The organism is Streptomyces sp. ALB3 (genome assembly GCF_044385685.1).
Classification (GTDB): Bacteria; Actinomycetota; Actinomycetes; order Streptomycetales; family Streptomycetaceae; genus Streptomyces.
Genome location: NZ_JBISCE010000008.1, coordinates 688321 through 702425, shown reverse-complemented (window position 1 = coordinate 702425; position 14105 = coordinate 688321). Strand labels below are relative to the sequence as shown.

11 protein-coding genes are annotated in these 14105 nt (G+C 72.4%); 1 reads left to right on the top strand and 10 read right to left on the bottom strand.

Annotation, left to right across the window (positions count from 1 at the left end; translation table 11 throughout):
• Positions 1-14: 14 nt before the first annotated feature.
• From ACHFIV_RS09920 to ACHFIV_RS09885, 8 genes are all read right to left on the bottom strand, one after another.
• On the bottom strand, positions 15-1103 hold the full coding sequence (locus ACHFIV_RS09920) for a glutamate--cysteine ligase (RefSeq protein WP_398965661.1): 1089 nt from the start codon (positions 1101-1103) through the stop codon (positions 15-17).
• A 139-nt stretch (positions 1104-1242) separates the two neighbouring features.
• Positions 1243-1476 (bottom strand): DUF1049 domain-containing protein, encoded by a 234-nt coding sequence (locus ACHFIV_RS09915; protein WP_398965660.1) that lies wholly within the window; start codon positions 1474-1476, stop codon positions 1243-1245.
• 114 nt (positions 1477-1590) lie between these two features.
• Positions 1591-3327, bottom strand: a complete 1737-nt coding sequence (locus ACHFIV_RS09910) for a CocE/NonD family hydrolase (RefSeq protein WP_398965996.1) — start codon at positions 3325-3327, stop codon at positions 1591-1593.
• Positions 3328-3533: 206 nt separating this feature from the next.
• On the bottom strand, positions 3534-4478 hold the full coding sequence (locus ACHFIV_RS09905; RefSeq protein ID WP_398965658.1) for an LD-carboxypeptidase: 945 nt from the start codon (positions 4476-4478) through the stop codon (positions 3534-3536).
• Positions 4475-6475 (bottom strand): S9 family peptidase, encoded by a 2001-nt coding sequence (locus tag ACHFIV_RS09900; protein WP_398965656.1) that lies wholly within the window; start codon positions 6473-6475, stop codon positions 4475-4477. The genes ACHFIV_RS09905 and ACHFIV_RS09900 overlap by 4 nt, the downstream gene beginning before the upstream one ends.
• A 54-nt stretch (positions 6476-6529) precedes the next feature.
• Entirely contained in the window at positions 6530-7873 is a 1344-nt protein-coding gene (locus tag ACHFIV_RS09895) for a M20/M25/M40 family metallo-hydrolase (protein ID WP_398965654.1), read from the bottom strand.
• Positions 7866-8699, bottom strand: a complete 834-nt coding sequence (locus ACHFIV_RS09890; protein WP_398965653.1) for a M55 family metallopeptidase — start codon at positions 8697-8699, stop codon at positions 7866-7868. The genes ACHFIV_RS09895 and ACHFIV_RS09890 overlap by 8 nt, the downstream gene beginning before the upstream one ends.
• Before the next feature lie 176 nt (positions 8700-8875).
• Positions 8876-9877 carry an aldo/keto reductase gene (locus ACHFIV_RS09885; RefSeq protein ID WP_398965651.1) on the bottom strand — a complete coding sequence of 334 codons (1002 nt, stop codon included), beginning with the start codon at positions 9875-9877 and terminating at the stop codon, positions 8876-8878.
• A 124-nt stretch (positions 9878-10001) separates the two neighbouring features.
• Here ACHFIV_RS09885 and ACHFIV_RS09880 point away from each other — a divergent pair, with 124 nt between their 5' ends.
• Positions 10002-10895: a LysR family transcriptional regulator gene (locus tag ACHFIV_RS09880; protein ID WP_398965649.1), complete on the top strand. Its 894-nt coding sequence runs from the start codon at positions 10002-10004 to the stop codon at positions 10893-10895.
• A gap of 68 nt (positions 10896-10963) precedes the next feature.
• On the opposite strand, the gene ACHFIV_RS09875 is transcribed toward ACHFIV_RS09880, so the two are convergent.
• Entirely contained in the window at positions 10964-13432 is a 2469-nt protein-coding gene (locus ACHFIV_RS09875) for an MFS transporter (protein ID WP_398965647.1), read from the bottom strand.
• Positions 13433-13632: 200 nt separating this feature from the next.
• Positions 13633-14076, bottom strand: a complete 444-nt coding sequence (locus ACHFIV_RS09870) for an SRPBCC family protein (protein ID WP_398965645.1) — start codon at positions 14074-14076, stop codon at positions 13633-13635.
• Positions 14077-14105: the final 29 nt, after the last annotated feature.

Genomic DNA, 14105 nt, shown 5'->3' with positions numbered 1-14105 from the left:
CCGCCGCGGGTGCGTCAGCCGCGCGTCCGGACCGCGCACTCGGTCACGACGGTCCGGAGGCTGTCCGAGGCCGCGAGCAGTTCCCGCTGCGCCCGGGCACCCGTTCCCCGCGTCAGCACGTCCCGCAGCCCCTTGTCCGCCGACGCGAGGTCCCCGCTGTCCTCCAGTGCGTCGCGCACATGGGCCAGCAGTGCCTCCGCCACATCGGCGGCCGGCTCCGGGCGCATGGTCGCCGGATGGAGCAGCGGGCCCTCCATCCCCGAGCAGGCGGCCTGCCAGCCGGCCATACGCAGCACGCTCGCCGGCACCGGGTCCGGCGGGTCACCGGCCCGCCAGGCGCGCGCCGCCGTCTCGACCAGGCCGCGCACGAGCGTGGCAAGGAGGACGGTGTCGGCCGGGTCCAGGCACACGTCCGCCACCCTGATCTCCACCGTGGGGTAGCGGTGGGAGAGCCGCGCGTCGAAATAGATCATCCCCTCGTCGCGCAGGACTCCCGTACCGACCAGCGCCCTGACCAGTTCGTGGTAGCGGTCCGCGGAGCCGAACAGCTCCATCGGCCCCGCCGAGGGCCAGCGGCCCCACACCCTGCTCCGGTAGCTGTTGTACGAGGTGTCCTGCGCCTGCCAGAAGGGGGAGTTCGCGCTCAGCGCCAGCAGGACGGGGAGCCAGGGCCTGATCCGGTCCAGTACGGCGACGCCCTCCTCGTCCGAGTCCACCGACACGTGAACATGACAGCCGCACGTCAGCTGCTCCTGCGCGGTCATGCCGAAGCGCTCCGCCAGCCACCGGTACCGTTCGCCCTCGCCGATGGCCGGACTGACCGGCATGGGAGAGGTCGCCAGCGCCGCCACGGCGGCACCCGCCTCAGCGGCGCTGTGTGCCGCCTCCGCCCGCCAGCGGTGGATCTCCTCCGCCAGGTCCGCCATCCTGGCCCGTGGCTCGGTGGCGAACTCCAGCTGCTGGTCGTGCAGTTCGGATTCGAAGGCGGAATCCCCCTCGGCGCGGCGTTCAGCCAGCGCCAGTACCGCGGTCGACAGTGCCCGGGGGTCACCGCTTTCCGCGTCGACGAGCAGCAGCTCTTCCTCGACACCGACAGTCCGCACGTCACGTTCCTTTCTCCGCCCGGTACGCCCTGGCGGGTGCTGACCCGCGCATACCCCCGGGAGCACCGTTCAGACTCCGGACCGTGTGCGGGCCGCTCGGCCCCGCGCACCGCACGGCCGTGACGCGCCGCCGCCTCCCTCAGCGGGCCGACCGCCTGCGCAGCAGGTAGGCCCCGCAGAGCGCGCCGGCGACGAAGACCCCCAGCAGCGCGGCCCAGAGGGGCATCGTGACCTTCGGAATGATCACGCGGATGGTGACCTCGGCCGTGTTCACGCAGATGAAGACGATCGTCAGCACCGCCAGGACGGTGACGGCGATCCGGGCGGGGCCGAACGCGCCCGCACTCCCGCTGGAGACGTCCTTGGGGCTCATGAACGGGCCCTTTCGCTGGGTCTTCGGTCCGGGGCCGGGAACGGCGGCCCCCGGACCCAAGGATGCCCTCGCCCTGGGGCCGGGGACCGGTGAGCGCGGCCGGACGGGTGACCGTCAGCCGGCCACGGGGAGCTCCAGGACTCCGGTGTCCTGCGGGGCGCTGACCACGGTGACCGGCTTGACGCCGCGGTTGCCGAAGTACGCCGTGTCGCTGCCCGCGATCACGAAGCGCAGCCGGTGCCCTGCCTCGTAGCGGTGCACGATGCCGGGCAGCTCGACGGTGAAGGGGCGGGTGACGTCCGGGACGCGCACCGGCGCGACCAGACGGTTCACGAGCTTCTGGGTGCCGTCCGGTGCCACGTCGTACACCTTGGCGAACAGCACCAGCTTGTCCGCGGCGTCGCCACTGTTCTGCACCCGTTCCGTCCTGGGTGAGACGACCTTCAAGGTGGCCTTCGGCGCGCCGACGACATCCACCGGCGCGGTCAGCGGAGCACTGGTCCAGCCGAGGTGGGTGCCCTTGGTGTCGTACGGCGCCGGGTCCGACAGGCCGATGAGCCCGGCCAGCGAGCTCTCGGAGTGGCTGGTCGGCAGGAGCCAGTTGGCGTACCCGCGGCTGCCGCTGGTGACCTCCGAGCGGCTGTCCACCAGGGCACCGTCGCCGGAGAGGTACATCGTGCGGGACAGGCCGGGCACCCCGGACGCGGTGCCGTACCCGCTCGCCCAGTCGCGGTAGTAGGCGAACTCGGGCCCGGTGGCGGTGTCTTCGTCGTGGTGGAGGTAGCGGTCGAACCAGGCGAGGATGCGCCGGCCCACGTAACTGGTCTCCAGGTTGCCGGTGCTGAGGTCCAGTTCGCCGGGCAGCTGGCCGCCGCTGTGGCCCCAGGCCTGCCAGATCATCTTCGTCGTGGTGCCCTGGGCCTCCAGCGCCCGGTAGGTGGCGGTCGCCTCGTTGAGGTTGAACAGGCTGTCGGCCTGGCCCTGCACGAGCAGTGTGGGTGCGGTGACGCCGGCCAGATAGGAGACCGGTGAGACGCTCCGTGCGTACGTCAGCATCTTCCGGGTCGCGGCGTCGGGATAGCGGCCGGAGTTCAGGAGGCGGATGGTGTCGCACGCCTGGGCGGCGAAGTGCAGGCAGCTGAGACTGTTGAAGCGCGACGGGTCGAGGCCCGGAACGAGCAGGGGCTGACCCTCGCCCATCAGGTAGAAGCCGTTGGTCCACTGCCACTTGAAGACGCCGGGCGTGCCTGAGGAGACCCCCCGCACCGCCCCGGCGGCGTTGGGGGCGAGCGAGTAGGCCAGGTCGTTCCAGGTGATCAGCGGGACGAGCGCGTCGACACGGTGGTCGGCCGAGGCGGTCGCCAGCTGGACGGCGCCCCCGTACGATCCGCCGATCATGCCGACCACCGGGTCGCCGGGGCCGTCCGACGCGACGAAGTCGGCTTCGGTGCCGTCGTCCGCGGCACGTGTGCCGGCGAGGAAGTCGACGAGTCCGGAGGCCGCCCTGCCGTCGATCGCCGGGTCGTCGAGCGTGATCAGGCAGCCGGACTTGCCGAAGCCCAGGCCCGAGTAGACGAGACCGACGTAGCCGCGTTCGGCGAAGGCCTTGCCGATGACGTCGGTGGAACCGTCGGACTTGCTGCCCCCGAAGCCGTTGGTGGCGAGGACGGCCGGGGCCGGGTGCCGCGCGTCGACACCGGCCGGCTTGTACAGGTCGGCGTCCACGGTGCAGGACCGGTCACCGGCCCGCACGGTGAACTCCAGGGCGGTGACGGTGTACTGGCCGGCCGCGGACGCCGGAGGGGCACCGGTCAGTGCGAGCGGGGCGAGCAGGGCCGCACCCGCGAGCATGGTGAGTGGACGGCGGAACCTGGGCACAGCACGCGACACACGGACCTCCACGCCGAGGACTCATTACTGACCGGTAAGTACCGGACCGGGCCCATGCTGTGACACACCTCATACCGCTGTCAACGTGCGGGAGCCGGGTTCTTCCGGAGAGACAGCGCTCCGGACCCCGCGCCGCATGCCCTGACCGGCCTCCGCAGCCTCCGGGCTCAGACCAGCGCGGGCACCTGGACGGTGAGCGTGCACCGGCCGCCGTCGGACGGCACGTCGAGAACCGCCGGCACACCGAGCGGGACGGTCAGCGCGGTGGGGCCGTGCCCGAATCCCAGCTCCTCGACCACCGGGATCCCGAGTCCGCCCAGCCGGTCGGCGAGGACGGCCCGCACACCTGCGTACGGTCCGCAGGCCTCCCACGAACCGCACACCACACCGGATATCCCGTCGAGGGCGCCGATGCGCAGCAGCCGGGTGAGGACGCCGTCCAGCCGGTACGGCTCCTCCCCCGTGTCCTCGAGCACCAGCAGCCCGCCGGCGGCGGAGGTACGGGCGCCGGGAGTGCCGGCGTCGGCCGCGAGCAGGGAGGCACAGCCCCCGAAGGTGACGCCCCGGGCCGTGCCGGGAACCAGCGGGGCGGCCGAGTCCAGGCCCAGGGTCCGCACCGACTCCGGCGCGAACAGCGTGGAGCGCAGGGCCTCCTGCGTGGCCACGTCCGTCAGGAACACCTCGGTGGCGACCATGGGACCGTGCAGGGTGGAGAAGCCGGCCCGCAGCGCGAACGCCTCGTGCAGCACGGTGATGTCGCTGTAACCGACGAACACCTTCGGTCCGGCCGCCCTCATCGCGGACCAGTCCAGGAGATCGACCATGCGGTGGGCGCCGTAGCCTCCCCTGGCGCACAGCACGGCGTCGACCGACGGGTCGCACCACGCCTCCTGGAGGTCGCGGGCACGGTGCTCGTCCGTGCCGGCGAGGTGGCCGAGCCCGGGGTGGACGTCCAGTGCGTGGGGTGCCACGACGGGATCGAGGTCCCAGCCGCGCAGCAGATCCAGACCGCGCTCCATCCGTTCGACGGGTACGGGGCCGCTGGGGGCGACGACCGCGACCCGTGCGCCGGGGCGCAGCCGGGCCGGGCGGGCGAGGGGCTCCAGGGTCACTTCTCCAGCTCCAGACGGGGCACGTCGGAGCGCTCGATGCCGAACGTCTGGGCGTACAGGGAGAGTTCGGCCTCCAGAGCACGCCTCACCGTGTCTGCGCGACGGAAGCCATGGCCCTCCCCCTCGAACGTGAGGTAGGCGTGCGGGATCCCCCGTCCCTCCACCGCGGCGAGGAACCGCTCGCACTGGACGGGCGGGCAGATCGGGTCGTCGAGGCCCTGCAGCAGCATGAACGGCGCGGTGAGCCCTTCCGTGCGGTTGACGGGCGAGCGCTCCCGGTAGAGCTCGGGCACCTCGGCGTACGGGCCCACCAGCGATTCCAGGTACCGCGATTCGAAGTCGTGCGTCTCTCCGGTCGCCCAGCCCTCCAGATCGAGGATCGGGTAGCTGATCGCTCCGCAGGCGTACACGGCGGTCCCGGTGAGCGAAGCGGCGGCGGTCCAGCCTCCGGCGCTTCCGCCCCGGATCGCCAGCCGGTCCGGGTCGGCCGAGCCCTCCTCCGCCAGCCCCAGGGCGACTGCCGCGCAGTCCTCGACGTCGACGACGCCCCACTGCCCGCGGAGCCGCTCGCGGTAGACGCGGCCGTAGCCGGTCGAGCCGCCGTAATTGACCTCGGCGACGCCGATGCCCCGCGAGGTGAAGTAGGCGATCTCCAGGTCGAGTACGAGCGGGGCCCGGCCGGTGGGACCGCCGTGGGCCCAGATGACGTAGGGCGGCAGCTCACCGTCCGGCCCGGTCCGCCCGGGGTGGCGTGGCGGGTACACGTGGGCGTGGATCTCGCGGCCCGCCGGTCCGGTGAAGGTACGGATCAGCGGCTCCGGGTGGTAGGCCGGGTCGACCGCGTCCCGGTGGGGGGCGCCGATGGCCCGGGTGTGCCCGGTGGCCGTGTCCAGCTCGACCACCTCGTAGGAGGTGTGCGGGCCGGCGGCGATCCCGATGACCCTGGTGTCCTGCACGGCGAGTGTCTCCGCCCATGCGGTCCACGGGCCCACGGCGTCGACGAGCTCGCCGGTCTCGGGGTCGAGGACGCCGAGGGCGGTGGTGCCCCGGCCGTGGATGACCGCGATCAGCCCGTTGTCCAGGAGCTGGAACCAGCGCAGTCCGATCTTCCACAACGGCCCGCCGAACTCCTCGCTCCGGCCGGCGCAGATCCGGTCCGCGGGCACGACGGCGCCCGCGACGGCGTCGGGCCCGAGCCGCTGGAGTTCCCACCAGCCCCCGGCGTCCGACACGAAGAGCAGCGATCCGTCCCGGTCCCACTCGACCTGGACGACCGACTCGTCGTCGCCGCCGGCGAGGGGCCGGGCACCGGTGAAGGCGCCGTCACCGGTGGCGTCGGCCAGCATGACGACGGTGCCGTCCCACGGCATCCGCGGGTGGTCCCACGCGATCCAGGCGACATGGGCGCCGTCCGGCGACAACCGGGGGCCGGTGACGAACCGGTGTGCGCCGTCGGTGAGTTCGCGCACTGCTCCACGGTCGCCGGCAGCTGATCCGTCCAGCGGCACGGCGACGATCACGCGCCGTACGTCGGTGGCCGACGCGCCGGTGAACTCCTCGAGGACACACCACACCTCAGCACGTCCGAGGTGCAGCTGCGGATCGACCCAGCGCAGTCCGCCACCGACGTCCGACACGGGAGTGAGCGGCCACGGCTCGTCGGGCCCGTCCGGCGCGTAGGCGTACAGCCGCTGGTCGGGGAAGTGCACGAAGACGACCAGGGGCCCGCCCTCCTCACGCGGCGCACCGGCCCACGGGACTCCGCCGTACTCGATGACGCGGCTCCGGGGGTTCCACGGCCCGGGGAGTACGGACCGGATGCCGCCGTCGGCCGTGCGGCGCACCAGGGCCCGGCGGCCCCCTTCGGCCGGGCGTGGTTCCGTCCACCACACCTCGTCGCCGACGGTGCCGACGAACTCCGGCCGGCCGTCGTGCGCGGCGGTGAGCGCCGCGTCGATCGGTGACGGCCACGTGCCGTACGCCGCTGTGGACACCATGGTCGGTTCCCCCTCCTCGGTCAGGGCGGTGCGCTGCGTCGGGTGCGCGGACCGTCAGGCGGTGCGCAGGAAGTGGTCCAGGACCCGGACGCCGAAGTGCAGGGCGTCGACGGGTACCCGTTCGTCGACGCCGTGGAACAGCGCCTGGTAGTCGAAGCCGGCGGGCAGCTTCAACGGGGAGTAGCCGTAACCGGTGATGCCGAGCCGGGAGAACTGCTTGGCGTCCGTGCCGCCCGACATGCAGTAGGGAACGACACGCGCGTCCGGGTCGAACAGCTCGACGGCCGCGCGCATCTTCGCGTAGGTCGGCGAGTCGACCGGGGCCTCGAGGGCGACCTCGCGGTGGTCGAATTCCCAGTCGACGCCGGGGCCGGTCAGGCGGTCCAGGGTCTCGCGGAACTCGTCCTCGCCGCCGGGCACCATGCGTCCGTCGATGTGGGCGGTGGCGTGCCCCGGGATCACGTTGACCTTGTAGCCGGCGTCCAGCATGGTCGGGTTGGCGCTGTTGCGCACGGTCGGCTCGACCAGAGCGGCGGCCGGGCCCAGCTTGCCGAGGAGCTCGTCCACGTCGAAGCCGGGGGCGTCGGGGTCGACGGGGATGTGGTGGAGCGCGGCGATCTCGGTGAGGGCCGCCCGTACCGTCGGGGTCAGCCGTACCGGCCACTCGTACGCACCGATCCGGGCGACCGCGGCGGCGAGTCTGCTGACGGCGTTGGCCCTGTTGACCTTCGATCCGTGGCCGGCCCTGCCCTCTGCGGTGAGCTTCAGCCATCCCGTCCCGCGTTCACCCGCCGCCACGGGGTAGAGCGACATGCCCGGCCCGGCGTGGAAGGTGAAGGCCCCGGACTCGCTGATGCCCTCCGTGCAGCCTTCGAAGAGCTCCGCGTGCCGGTCGGCGAGGAAGCCGGCACCGTCGTGCGCGCTGGCCTCCTCGTCGGCGGTGTAGGCGATGACGATGTCACGGCGCGGGCGGACGCCCGCGCGTGCCCAGGCGCGGACGACGGCGAGGACCATCGCGTCCATGTTCTTCATGTCGATGGCCCCGCGTCCCCACACGACACCGTCGCGGACTTCTCCGGAGAAGGGGTGGACGGTCCAGTCGGCCGCCACGGCGGGGACCACGTCGAGGTGACCGTGTACGAGGAGGGCGTCGGCCGACGGGTCCGTGCCCTCGATCCGGGCGACGACGTTCGTCCGGCCCGGCGTGCGCTCCAGGAGGGCGGGCTCGAGTCCGGCGTCGGCGAGCCGCTCGGCGACGTACTCCGCGGCAGGGCGTTCCCGGCAGGTGCCGTCGCCATGGTTCGTCGTGTCGATCCGGATCAGTTCGGAGGTGAACGTCACCGACTCCTCCAGCGCCCGCTCGTCAGCCGGCACCGTGGGGTTGTCCGCCTCAGCCATACTGTTCCTCCACGGCGGCCGACACGATCGTCGTCACCGCCTTGAACGTGCGAATACCTTCGTACATCGTCCCGCTGGTGTAGGCGACGCGCCGCTCGCCGGTCGGCGCCACGCCGGGAACCACGGTCGCGGCGGCGGCCAGATGCTCGGCGTCGAACTCCAGCTCCACCGTGTAGGACCCACTCGTGACGGGTGCGTGGCGTCCGGCCAGCGCGGTCGCGCCGGCGGCGGCCGTCCGGATGTCGGCGGCCGTGCGTGCGGGGGTGCGGCACACGGCGGCGTAACGCGAGACGTAGTCCTTGACGGCGACCGTGCGCGCCTCTGGGGCGTAGCCGCCGGCGTCCTCGCAGGTGAGGTCGTCGCCGGTGACCAGGATGACGGGGACGCCGTACTCCGCCGCGACATGGGCGTTCAACAGGCCCTCGCTGGCGCGGACCCCGTTCAGCCAGACCCCGGTGATGGAGTTGGCGAGGTAGGTGTGGGCGAGCACGCCCTCCGTGCCCGCGCCCGTGTGGTAGCCGACGAACGCCACGGCGTCGACGTCGCCGTGCTGGATGCCCTCGACCATGGAGAGCGACTTGTGCTTGCCCGTGAGCATCTGGACGCGCTCGTCGAGCCGCTCGAGAAGCAGGTTGCGCATGCTCCAGTGGGCCTCGTTGACGAGGACCTCGTCGGCGCCCCCGTCGTAGAAGCCGAGCGCCGCGGCGTTCACGTCCGAGGTGAAGAGCGAACGGCACCGTTCCCACTGCGGGGTGCCGGGCAGCACGTCGGCGGGCCAGGTCACTCCGGTGGCGCCCTCCATGTCGGCGCTGACGAGGATCTTCACGTGCGCGGTCCTGTCGCTGGTCGGTCACTCCCCCGCCCGTCCCCGGGAAGAGGATCTTCGTGCCGCATCACGGTACGCGCCGGGACAGCACCGGACCAGAGCCCCGGTGATCTGTCACTGGTCCAGTCCGGTGAAGCCGTCCGCCACCCGGGTGCGGGTGGCGGACGGCGCGGGGGTCAGACGCGGCCGGTGCCCTTGACGAGCTCGTCGATCCGCGCGAGCTCGTCCTCGCCGAACTCCAGGTTGCCGACCGTCGCCACGCTGTTCTCCAGCTGGGCGACGCTGCTCGCGCCGACGACGGCGGAGGTGACCCGGCCGCCGCGCAGCACCCAGGCGAGCGCCATCTGGGCGAGGGACTGCCCGCGCTCACGCGCCAGGTCGTTCAGTGCGCCCAGCCGGCTCACGAGGTCCGGGGTGACGGTCTCGGCCGACAGGAAGGGGCTGGCCCCCGCCGCACGTGATCCCTCCGGGATGCCGTGCAGATACCGGTCGGAGAGGATGCCCTGCTCCAGCGGGGAGTACGCGATGGAACCGGTTCCCAGCTCGTCCAGCGCGTCCAGCAGGCCGTCCTCGACCCAGCGGTCGAGCAGGGAGTACCGCGGCTGGTGGATGAGGAGGGGGGTGCCCAGTCCGTTCAGGATGCGGGCGGCCTCGCGGGTCTGCTCGGCGGAGTAGTTGGAGACGCCGGCGTACAGCGCCTTGCCCTGGCGGACCGCCGTGTCGAGCGCGCCCATCGTCTCCTCGAGCGGGGTGTCCGGGTCGAAGCGGTGGGAGTAGAAGATGTCGACGTAGTCGAGGCCGAGCCGGGTCAGGCTCTGGTCCAGCGAGGAGCGCAGGTTCTTGCGGGATCCCCACTCCCCGTAAGGCCCGTCCCACATGTGGTAGCCGGCCTTGGTGGAGATGACGATCTCGTCACGGAGCCCGGCGAAATCGGTCCTGAGCGCCCGGCCCATGGCGATCTCGGCGGAACCGGGCGGCGGGCCGTAGTTGTTGGCGAGGTCGAAGTGGGTGATGCCCAGGTCGAAGGCCCTGCGCAGGATCTCGCCCTGGCTCTCCGGCGTCCGGTCGCCTCCGAAGTTGTGCCAGAGCCCGAGCGAGAGCGCGGGGAGCAGCAGCCCGCTTCGTCCGGTGCGCCGGTAGGGCATGGCGGTGTAGCGGTCGGCGGACGGAAGGTACATGCGGGCACTCCACGGGGCACGGCGTCGCGCGCCAGGTCTGGTGCGCTCCCCCAAGACTGGCTCAGAACGATCCAGCGGTCCAACAGGAGATTCCGCTGGGATTCATCGCCTAGATTGCTCAATCATGGAACTGCGTCAGCTGGAGCACTTCGTCGCCGTCGCCGAGGAGCGGCACTTCACCCGGGCGGCCGAACGTCTGGCCGTGTCCCAGTCCGGGCTGTCGGCGTCCGTCCGGGCCCTGGAGCACGAGCTGAAGACGCCGCTCTTCAGCCGTACGACCCGCACCGTGCGGCTCACCGAGGCGGGAGCGGCACTGCTGGTGGAGGCGGAGCGCACGCTGGCGGGAGCCCGGGCGGCCCGGGACGCCGTCGACGCCGTGCGGGGGCTGCTGCGCGGCACGCTGACCCTGGGGGTGGAGCAGTGCGTGGCCGGGGTCAGCACGGCGCGGCTGCTCGCGGCCTTCCACCGGGAGCATCCGCACATGGAGATCAGGCTCCGGCAGGAGGGCACGTCGAGCCTGCTGGAAGGGGTGGCCGGTGGCCGGCTGGACCTGGCGTTCGCGGCGACGGTCAGCCCGCCGGAGTGGCGGGGCGAGCTCGTGCCGCTGGCGCGGGAGCGCATGGTCGTCCTGTGCGCCTCCGGCCACCGGCTCGCCCGGAAGGGCTCGCGGGTGGCGTGGAGCGAGCTGCCCGGCGAGTCGTTCATCGACTTCCACCCGGACTGGGGGCCCCGGCGCGCAGCGGACGAGGCGTTCGCCGCGGCGGGTGTCCGCCGCACGGTGGCGCTGGAGGTCAACGACGTCCACAGCCTGCTGGAGCTGGTGCACGAGGGCCTCGGGATCGCGGTGGTGCCCCACCACTTCTCCCGTAAGCCGGAGGCGCGCGCCCTGACCACGGTCGAGCTCGACGGAGCGCACGGACCTGCCTACGAGAGCGTCGTGGTGCTTCCGCCGCCCCGGGCCATGAGCCCCGGGGCGAAGGCGCTGATGAGACTCGTCCGGGAAGCCCCGCTGCGCTGAGCCGGTGCGGCCGGGCGGAAGCCACGGGTGGCGCGATGTCCCGCTCACCCCCGCGCGGCCGGACGCGTTCAGTCCTCGTGTCCCAGCTGGAGGTCGCGTTCGGTCCTCCCCCCTCCGGGGAGCTGGAGGACGGTGGCGACCGGCGGATAGCCGGCGGCGATCACCGTGTACTCGCCGGTCGACAGGTCCACGAACCGGAAGGCCCCGTCCGAGCCGGTGGTGAGGGTGCCCGCCACGTTGCCCGCCGCGTCCAGCAGCGTGACCCTGGCGTCCTCGACGGGCCGCCCGCCGGGGGCGCGTACGATCCCCCGCAGCACGGCGCCGCCCGCCAGCTCGATGTCCTGCCTGGTCTCCCGGGCGGCCTGCACGCTGACCGGGAGGGCGGCCGGGCGGAAGGCCGGGGCACTGGCCGCCAGGGTGTACTCACCGGCCACCAGCTCGCTGATGACATAGGCGCCCTCACGCCCGGTGCGGGTCGTCGCGACGACTTCGCCCCGTACGTCGGTGAGGGTGACCGCCGCGTCGCGGACAGGGGCGCCGTCGGGCGTGAGGACCGCGCCGGCGAGCCGTCCCGCCCCGCCGAGGACCACGTCGAGTTCCACCGGCCGGTCACTGACCGTGACACTCACAGCCTGCGGCTGGTGTCCGCCCGCCGCGGCGATCAGCACGTAGGAACCCGTTCCGGGCGCGCTCAGCGCGTACCGCCCGTCGTCGCCGCTCGCTCCCCGTCCGACCTGCCGCCCCTGTACGTCGATGAGGGTGAGCGCGGCACGTCCCACCTGCGTTCCGTCGGGGTGCTGGACGCATCCGCACACCGGGACGCCCGCGGCGGGGCCGGGCTGCGGCGGGCCGGGGTCGGTGCGGGCGGCGGGGATCGCGGAGTGCGTGACGGTCGGGTCGGGGGCGGTCTGCGGGGTGTGGTGGGACACCAGCGGTTTCTCCTTGAGGAAGAAGGCGAGGAACAGGCCGAGCAGGAGCACGGGCACCAGGTAGAGGAAGATCCGCGGCATCGCGTCGGCGTAGGCCTGGATGTAGGCGTCGCGGAGCGCCGGTTCCATGGCGTGGACCAGCTGCGGGGTGATGGACTCCGGGTCGGGCAGGTCGGCGCCGGAGGGGAGCCGCACCCCGAGCGCGTCCGAGAGCCGCCCCGCGAAGAGGGTGCCGAAGATCGCGGCTCCCACGCTGCCGCCGATCTGCCGGAAGTAGTTGTGGGCACTGGTGGCGGTGCCGAGGTCGGACGGGCGCACGGAGTTCTGGACGGCCAGCACCAGGATGGACATGACCAGGCCGATCCCGACGCCCAGCACGGCCTGCCAGAGGCCGTACTCCAGCGCCGAGGTGCCGGTGTCGAGCAGGGAGAGCAGCCACATGCCGACGGCCGACACGGCTCCGCCGACCAGTGGATAGACGCGGTAGCGGCCGGTGCGCGAGACCAGGTGACCGGAGACCACGGAGGAGATGACGATGCCGCCCATCATGGGCAGCATCAGCAGCCCCGACTCGGTGGCGGACACGCCCTCGACCATCTGGAGGTAGGTCGGCAGGTAGCTGGCCGCCCCGAAGAGGGCGACCCCGACGACCGCGCCGACCAGCGAGGTCACGTTGAAGACGGAGTCGCGGAACAGGCGCAGCGGGATGATCGGTTCGGCGGCCCGGTGTTCGACGACGAGGAAGAGCAGGGTCGTTCCGGCTGCCCCGGCGGCGAGACCCAGGATGGTCCGGGAGCCCCAGGCGTACTCCGTGCCGCCCCAGCTGGTGAGCAGCACGAGGCAGGTCGACGCGGCTGCCAGGAGCAGCGCTCCCAGCACGTCGAGGCGGGGGCGGACGGCGGGTTTGGGCAGCTTCAGTACGAGGGCGATGACGACGAGGGTGACGAGGCCGAACGGCACGTTGATGTAGAAGCACCAGCGCCAGGAGGCGTGGTCGGTGAAGAAGCCGCCGAGGAGCGGTCCGGCCACCGAGGCGAGGCCGAAGACGGCCCCGATGAGGCCCATGTAGCGGCCTCGTTCCCTGGCCGGGACGATGTCGGCGATGATCGCCTGGACACCGATCATGAGTCCGCCGCCGCCGATGCCCTGGACGGCCCGGAAGGCGATGAGTTCGTCCATGGTGCGCGACCAGCCGGCGAGGGCGGATCCGATGACGAAGACGACGATGGCGAACTGGAAGACGCTCTTGCGGCCGAAGAGGTCGCCGAGCTTCCCGTAGAGCGGCAGGCCGATCGTGGAGGCGAGCAGATAGGCGGTGACCGCCCAGGACATCTTGTCCAGGCCGTGCAGCTCACCGACGATCTTCGGCAGGGCGGTGGCGACGATCATCTGGTCGAGCGCCGCGAGCAGCAGGGTGAGCATCAGCCCGAGGAAGACCAGCCGGATCCGGCGGGGGCTGATCCCGTCCGGCGGTGCGGGCGGGAGGGAGGCGGACGGTGGCGGGGGCGGCTCGGACCCCGCCTCGGCGCCGGGCTCCGCACGGGTCCCCGGCGGCTTGTGCTCCGTGCCTCCCGGCTCGTCCTCCACCAGAGTGATCCCACCCACCACGTGACGCTCCCCTTGTCGCAGCCGCACCGCCCATTTCTCGCATCAGGCGGCAAGGCGGGGCAAACGCCACCGGGCGCGCGCACGGCGCACACGGAGGGCTTATGCGCCGGTGGGAGGCACTGCGGCGCGCAACCGGCCACCCCGGAGAACCACTCGTTCCGGTGAGGCCGGCCGTTGCGCCGACAACAGGGGGAGCAGGGCTACTTCTCGACCTCGGTGGCGAGGTTCTGGAGGAGTTCGTCGTAGATCCGGCCGAGGCCCTTGGGGGCGAAGGTCTTCTCGAAGAACCCGCCGATGCCTCCGGCGCCGTTCCACACGGTCGTGACGACGGCCTTGGACCTGCCCTCGCCGGCCGGGGTGACGGTCCAGGTGGTGACCATCGTGGAGTTGCGGTCCTTCTCGATCAGCTGCCCGTCCGTCGGCTCGGTGACCTCGAGCAGGCAGTCGCGGACCCGCTTGCTGGTCGCCTGGAGCTTCCAGTGGACGAGGGTGCCCTCGCCGTCTCCGCCCTCGCGCACCTCGTACTCGCTGAAGTGTCCGGTCAGCACCTTGCCCCGGACCTCCTTGTAGTCGGCCAGCGCGTCGAACACCGTCTCTGCGTCCGCCGCGATGATCCGCTCTGTCGTGGCCTCGACCTGCGCCATGCCTGCTCCTCCAGCACTCGGTTGTTCGG